General features: G+C 53.0%; 6 protein-coding genes. All 6 read right to left on the bottom strand.

Features of this window, described 5'->3' with window-relative positions; genetic code table 11:
- Positions 1–244, bottom strand: a 244-nt coding sequence (locus ABDW13_RS19890) for a carbamoyl-phosphate synthase domain-containing protein (protein ID WP_343554267.1), incomplete at its 3' end; no start/stop codon positions are given.
- A gap of 442 nt (positions 245–686) precedes the next feature.
- On the bottom strand, positions 687–1,502 hold the full coding sequence (dapB, locus tag ABDW13_RS19885) for a 4-hydroxy-tetrahydrodipicolinate reductase (RefSeq protein WP_343554266.1): 816 nt from the start codon (positions 1,500–1,502) through the stop codon (positions 687–689).
- A gap of 221 nt (positions 1,503–1,723) precedes the next feature.
- Positions 1,724–2,677, bottom strand: a complete 954-nt coding sequence (ispH, locus tag ABDW13_RS19880; RefSeq protein ID WP_343554265.1) for a 4-hydroxy-3-methylbut-2-enyl diphosphate reductase — start codon at positions 2,675–2,677, stop codon at positions 1,724–1,726.
- Complete coding sequence (fkpB, locus tag ABDW13_RS19875; RefSeq protein ID WP_343554264.1) at positions 2,658–3,128, bottom strand: FKBP-type peptidyl-prolyl cis-trans isomerase; 471 nt, start codon at positions 3,126–3,128, stop codon at positions 2,658–2,660. Before fkpB ends, ispH begins: the two co-directional genes overlap by 20 nt.
- Positions 3,129–3,131: 3 nt before the next feature.
- Entirely contained in the window at positions 3,132–3,638 is a 507-nt protein-coding gene (gene lspA, locus ABDW13_RS19870; RefSeq protein WP_343554263.1) for a signal peptidase II, read from the bottom strand.
- A complete protein-coding gene (ileS, locus tag ABDW13_RS19865; protein ID WP_343554262.1) occupies positions 3,638–6,457 on the bottom strand; it encodes an isoleucine--tRNA ligase in 2,820 nt (939 codons plus the stop codon). Before ileS ends, lspA begins: the two co-directional genes overlap by 1 nt.

Genomic DNA, 6,457 nt, shown 5'->3' with positions numbered 1-6,457 from the left:
TGGATTCTTCATCGGCGGCGTTAACGCCAACATTGCCGATATGGGGATAAGTGAGGGTAACGATTTGGCGGGAATAGGAAGGATCAGTGAGGATTTCTTGATAACCGGTCATTGAAGTGTTGAAAACGACTTCTCCCACTGCCGATCCCGTTGCCCCGATGGCCCGACCGTGGAATTGGGTTCCGTCTTCCAGAACCAAGAGCGCTGACTTAATCAAAACATCCTCCAGGGAATAAACAGTCACAATATTTGCATATTAATTCAAAACCAGTGGCAGAATCAATGCAAAACCCGCCTGAGTACTCGAATTTTGGCAAATTGCGCGCATTCTAATGATCGCCCCGCACCTTGTCTACAGTGAGCGTCTATTTTTTTGTATATTTCGGGCAACTGAATGTTAAAAACGGTGAAAGGCGATAAAAGAGTGAGATAACTCGGAAAAATAATCGGTTGCCTGGCAGCAATAATGGCAAAGTGGTGCTAAGGCGCATAAATTTTTGACCAAATGGTCAAAATTAGCTTTCAGCAGCATCAAAAACACTCAGTAACAACCCAAAATACACAGTTCAAATAAAAATTATCACAGGATCGGTATTTTTACATAAAATCAAGGGCAATGATTACATTGCCCTCGTCAATCAAGGTCTTACCGATTGAAATAACCACATCACGATGGTTCACAACACTCACAACACCGATAAATCCAGCACATCACGCATATCATAAAGGCCAGATTTCTTATCTTTCAGCCAACTTGCCGCCTTAACCGCGCCATTTGCGAAGGTCATGCGGCTGGATGCCTTGTGGGTAATCTCTACACGCTCGCCAATATCGGCAAACATCGCGGTATGTTCACCGACGATATCACCCGCACGTACCGTGGCGAAGCCGATGGTTTGTGGCTTACGCTCACCGGTATGGCCTTCACGGGCATACACGGCGTGTTCGTCCAGATTCCACTTCATGGCATCGGCAATCGCTTCGCCCATTGCTAGCGCGGTTCCTGATGGTGCATCAACTTTATGACGATGATGTGCTTCAACGATTTCGATATCCGCGTAATCGCCCATCACTTTCGCCGCTTGTTGCAGCAGGTTCAGCACCAGATTGACGCCCACGCTAAAGTTGGCTGCAAACACAATGCCGATCTCTTCCGCTGCCGCGCGGATCGCCGCTTTGCCCGCTTCGTCAAAACCGGTGGTACCGATAACCATCGCTTTTTGGTACTGGCGGCAAAACGCCAGATACTCCAGCGTGCCTTCCGGGCGGGTGAAGTCGATCAGCACATCAAAGTCATTGGCGACCTTGTTTAAATCGTCGGTGACGATGACGCCGGTTTTACCAATGCCTGCCAATTCTCCAGCATCAACGCCTAATAGCGAGGAACCGCTGCGTGCCAACGCTGCGCCGAGCGCCACGCCTTCCGCTTGCTGCGCGGCCTGAATCAAATTGCGTCCCATGCGACCCGGCGCACCAACGATAGCAATGCGGATTTCACTCATAATTATTCATTCCTGATACAAATCTATGCACGTAAAGCGTAAACAGGTTAACGGTCAGATAACAGTCACGCCACAATAAAAAAGGGATATAAGAATTTTATGCCAACCGCGAAACATTATCAGTAAAAGCAATCCCGCATGCTGGAAATGGGATTTTGCGCGGCGACAGATAAAGAAAAGGCCGAACAATGTCGGCCTCATTTTGTAGCAGTTTGAATCGCTTACTGCACGTTACGCACTTCAACACGCAGCTCTTTCGGTACTTCAAACACGATGTTCTCTTCGCGGCCAATAAGCTCAATCGCCGCTTCGCCGCCTAGCTCACGCAGACGCTGAATCACCTGCTGCACCAGAATGTCGGGCGCAGAAGCGCCAGCGGTGACACCGATGATTTTTTTGTCTTTAACCCACTCTTCCTGAATGTCATCCGCTGAATCAATCAGCTTCGCCAACTTGCCAGCGCGTTGCGCCAACTCAGCCAAACGGTTCGAGTTCGAGGAGTTTTTAGAACCGACCACCAGCACCACTTCAGCATCACGCGCTAAAACACGCACCGCTTCCTGACGGTTAGTGGTGGCGTAGCAGATGTCATCTTTACGTGGACCGATAATCGCTGGGAAGCGCTGACGCAACGCATCAATCACGTCCGAGGTATCATCGACGGAAAGCGTGGTCTGCGTCATAAAGCACAGGTTGCTTTCATCTTTCACGTTCAGTTTGAAGACATCTTCCGGTGATTCCACCAGATACATGCCGCCGTTGGGATTGCTGTATTGGCCCATGGTGCCTTCCACTTCGGGATGGCCCGCGTGACCAATCAAAATCGCTTCAACACCTTTACGGCTGGCACGCGCTACTTCCATATGCACTTTGGTAACCAGTGGACAGGTGGCATCAAACAGCATGGTGAGATTGCGCGCTTTGGCTTCGGCACGCACCGCTTGAGACACGCCGTGCGCCGAGAAGATCAGAATCGCGTCATCCGGCACTTCGGAGATCTCTTCGATGAAGATTGCACCGCGCTCACGCAGGCTGCTCACCACGTAGCGGTTATGCACTACTTCGTGACGCACGTAGATCGGTGCGCCGTACATCTCCAGCGCACGCTCAACGATGCTGATGGCGCGATCAACGCCAGCACAGAAACCGCGTGGATTAGCTAACAGGATTTGCATCGTTAGTCTCCAGCACCGGATCAATCTCCAGCACTTCAATTTCAAACTGAATGCGTTGACCAGCCAGCGGATGGTTGAAATCCACAGTGATCGAATCACCGGAGATTTCACGGATCACGCCCGGCATTTCGCTGCCGCCACGACCGCTGAACAGCATAATGGCACCGACTTCCGGTTCACCCGCATCGTTAAAATCACGACGCGAGAAGTACTGCACCAGATCCGGGCTGCTGCCGCCAAAGGCATCTTCCGGTTCCAGAGTGAAGGCGTGCTTGTCACCCACTTTGCGGCCCAGCAATTGCTGCTCCAACGCGGCTGAAAGGCTGCCATCACCCAGACGGAACAGCGCTGGTTTGCCGTTGGCGCGCGTGGATTCGGCTGTTGAGCCATCTTCCAGCTTCAGCGTAAAGTGCACCAGCAACGCGCTATCGCGCTGTACAGAATCTGTCATCAGTTACCCTTTCAATTTTTCCTGTTTGCCGTTCGGGCTAAGAAATCCTTCCAGCACCACCAACGCTGCGCCGATACAGATAGCGCAGTCGGCGATATTGAAGGTGGCGAAGTGCCAATCTCCGACATAGAAGTCAATAAAATCGACTACAAAGCCGTGATACGAACGGTCAAACAGGTTACCGAGTGCCCCGCCAATAATCAGCGCGTAGGCAATATTGGTCAATTTGTTGCTTGCGCGGTTGCGATACATCATCACCAACAACGCCACCACGATAGCAATGGCGATACCAGCAAAGAACCAGCGCTGCCAGCCGCCTTTATCTGCCAGGAAGCTGAACGCCGCGCCATAATTGTGCGCGTAGAACAGATTCAGGAATGGCATCAACGGCTGCGTTTCATGCAGCATCATGTTGTCCATGATCCACATTTTGCTGCCAAAATCGATGGCGATCACCACCAGCACCAACCACAGCCAGCGCAAACCGGTCGAACAAATAGCTTTACTCATTAGGCAAATTTCCGCTGCTCGCCGTTTCCGGACACGTTGGTGTAGCAACGACCACAGACCGCCGCGTGCTCAGGATTCTGGCCAACGTCGGTAGTGTAATGCCAGCAGCGTGGACATTTCTCGCCTTCTGCTTTGTGCAGCGCAATTTTCAGACCTTTCAACACTTCGCTCTGCTGCGCTTCATCGCTGGCCGTGACGTAATCCGCCACCGTCGCGCCTGAAGTCAGCAGCACAAAGCGCAGTTCATCGCCCAACGCTTGCAGCTTGGCAGCCAGTTCCGCATCCGCATACAGCGTTACCGTGGCTTCTAATGCGCCACCGATACGTTTGTCGCTACGCGCTTGCTCAATCACCTTATTCACTTCGCCGCGCACTTTCAGCAGCTCGTCCCAATAGGCATCGTTCAGCGCTTCGTTGTCTGCCAGACCAAACAGATCTTGATACCACTCTTCGGTGAACACATATTTCGCGCGCTCGCCCGGCAAGTAGCCCCAGATTTCGTCGGCGGTGAAGGACATGATTGGCGCCATCCAGCGCACCAGCGCTTCAACGATGTGCCACAGCGCGGTTTGGCAGCTGCGACGCGCCAGACTGTCGCCTTTGGCAGTGTATTGACGATCTTTGATCACATCGAGATAGAACGAGCCCATTTCGATCGAGCAGAAATGCATCAGACGCTGCACCACTTCGTGGAAATCATAGTTTTCGTAAGAGTGAACGATGTCTTGTTGCGCTGCCAGCGCACGGCCAACGGCCCAACGATCGACGACCACCATCTCTTCAGGCTTAACGCAATCTGTCGCCGGGTTGAAGCCCGCCAGGTTTGCCAGCAAGAAACGCGCGGTGTTACGGATACGACGATAGCTGTCCGCAGCACGTTTCAGGATTTCATCGGAAACCGCCATCTCACCGGAATAGTCGGTTGAGGCCACCCACAGACGCAGAATGTCCGCGCCGAGTTTGTCCATGACATCTTGCGGTGCCACGGTGTTGCCGATCGATTTCGACATCTTGCGGCCCTGACCATCCACGGTGAAACCGTGCGTCAGTACCTGACGATAAGGCGCTTTGCCTTTCATCGCCGTGGAGATCATCAGCGAAGACATGAACCAGCCGCGATGCTGATCCGAACCTTCCAGATACATATCTGGCGTGTTGCCGCCGAACTCTGGACGCGCATCAACGACGGCATAGCTGGTTGATCCTGAATCAAACCACACGTCTAAGGTGTCTGGCACTTTGACGTAATGATCGGCATCGTCGCCCATCAGATCGCGCGGATCGAGATCCCACCACGCCTGAATGCCGTCTTGCTCAACCAGCTTGGCGACTTTTTCCATCAGCTCCAGCGTATCCGGGTGCAGTTGCTCGCTCTCTTTATGCACGAACAGCGCCATCGGCACGCCCCACGTTCGCTGACGTGAGATACACCAATCTGGACGGTTTGCCACCATCGCTTCGATACGCGCCTGGCCCCAATCTGGGATCCACTGCACGCCTTTGATCTCTTTCAACGACTGCGCACGCAAGCCTTTCTGATCCATGCTGATGAACCATTGTGGCGTGGCACGGAAGATGATCGGCGTTTTGTGACGCCAGCAGTGTGGGTAACTGTGCAGCAGTTTTTCAACGTGCAGCAACGCCCCTTTCTCTTTCAGCAGCTCAACGATCATGTCGTTGGCTTTAAATACGTTCACACCATCCAGCGTTGGGTACGTGCCTGGCAGATACGCACCATCTGGACCCACCGGGTTGGCCGTTTCCAGACCGTATTTCTGGCCGATCACGTAGTCATCCGGGCCGTGGCCTGGTGCGGTATGGACAGCACCAGTACCGGCTTCCAGCGTAACGTGTTCACCCAGCACCACTTTAGATTGGATATTCTCAAGGAATGGATGCTGGAACAGCTGCAACTCCAGCGCTGCGCCGTTGCATTCGCCCAGCACGGTCCAGTCGCTGATGCCGGCACGCTTCATGACGCTCTCAACCATCTCTTTGGCGAGAATCACGCTGCGGCCTTCAATTTGCAGCAGCTGGTATTCAAATTCTGGGTGCAGTGAGATACCGCGGTTAGCTGGCATGGTCCACGGTGTGGTGGTCCAGATCACCAAAGAAACCGGGCCTTCTGAAGTGGTTACGCCAAATTTCGCGCGCACTGCGTCAGCATCAACGGCATTGAACATCACGTCGATGGATGGCGAGGTTTTGTCGTAATACTCGACTTCCGCTTCAGCCAGCGCTGAACGGCAATCCATGCACCAGTGCACCGGCTTCGCGCCTTTATGCAAGTGGCCGTTACCGATGATTTTGCCCAGCGCACGAATGATGTTGGCTTCAGTCTGGAAATTCATGGTCAAGTATGGACGATCCCAGTCGCCCAGCACGCCGAGGCGGATGAAGTCATTTTTCTGGCCTTCAACCTGCTCCGCTGCATATTGGCGGCAAGCAGCACGGAATTCCGCCGCGCTGACTTTCTCGCCCGGCTTACCGATCATCTGCTCGACTTTGTGCTCAATCGGTAAACCGTGGCAGTCCCAACCAGGAACATACGGCGAGTCATATCCCGCCATGCCTTTCGACTTAACGATAATGTCTTTCAGAATCTTGTTTACTGAGTGACCAATATGAATGCTGCCGTTCGCATAAGGAGGGCCATCATGCAAAATAAAGGTTTTTTTCCCTTTCTTGGCTTCGCGGATGATGCCGTACAGGTTGTCATCATACCAACGTTGCAGCATTCCCGGTTCGCGCTTGGCCAGATCGCCACGCATCGGGAACCCCGTTTCCGGCAAATTCAGGGTAGATTTATAGTCACTCAT

Source organism: Pantoea sp., from assembly GCF_039594315.1.
GTDB lineage: Bacteria > Pseudomonadota > Gammaproteobacteria > Enterobacterales > Enterobacteriaceae > Pantoea.
This window is presented reverse-complemented; position numbering and strand designations above follow the sequence as displayed.

What these genes read in the sequence shown, in the direction of transcription:
- dapB (WP_343554266.1), bottom strand. Translation starts at nt 1,502, where the DNA reads ATGAGTGAAATCCGCATTGCTATCGTTGGTGCGCCGGGTCGCATGGGA.
- fkpB (WP_343554264.1), bottom strand. Translation starts at nt 3,128, where the DNA reads ATGACAGATTCTGTACAGCGCGATAGCGCGTTGCTGGTGCACTTTACG.
- ispH (WP_343554265.1), bottom strand. Translation starts at nt 2,677, where the DNA reads ATGCAAATCCTGTTAGCTAATCCACGCGGTTTCTGTGCTGGCGTTGAT.
- ileS (WP_343554262.1), bottom strand. Translation starts at nt 6,457, where the DNA reads ATGAGTGACTATAAATCTACCCTGAATTTGCCGGAAACGGGGTTCCCG.
- lspA (WP_343554263.1), bottom strand. Translation starts at nt 3,638, where the DNA reads ATGAGTAAAGCTATTTGTTCGACCGGTTTGCGCTGGCTGTGGTTGGTG.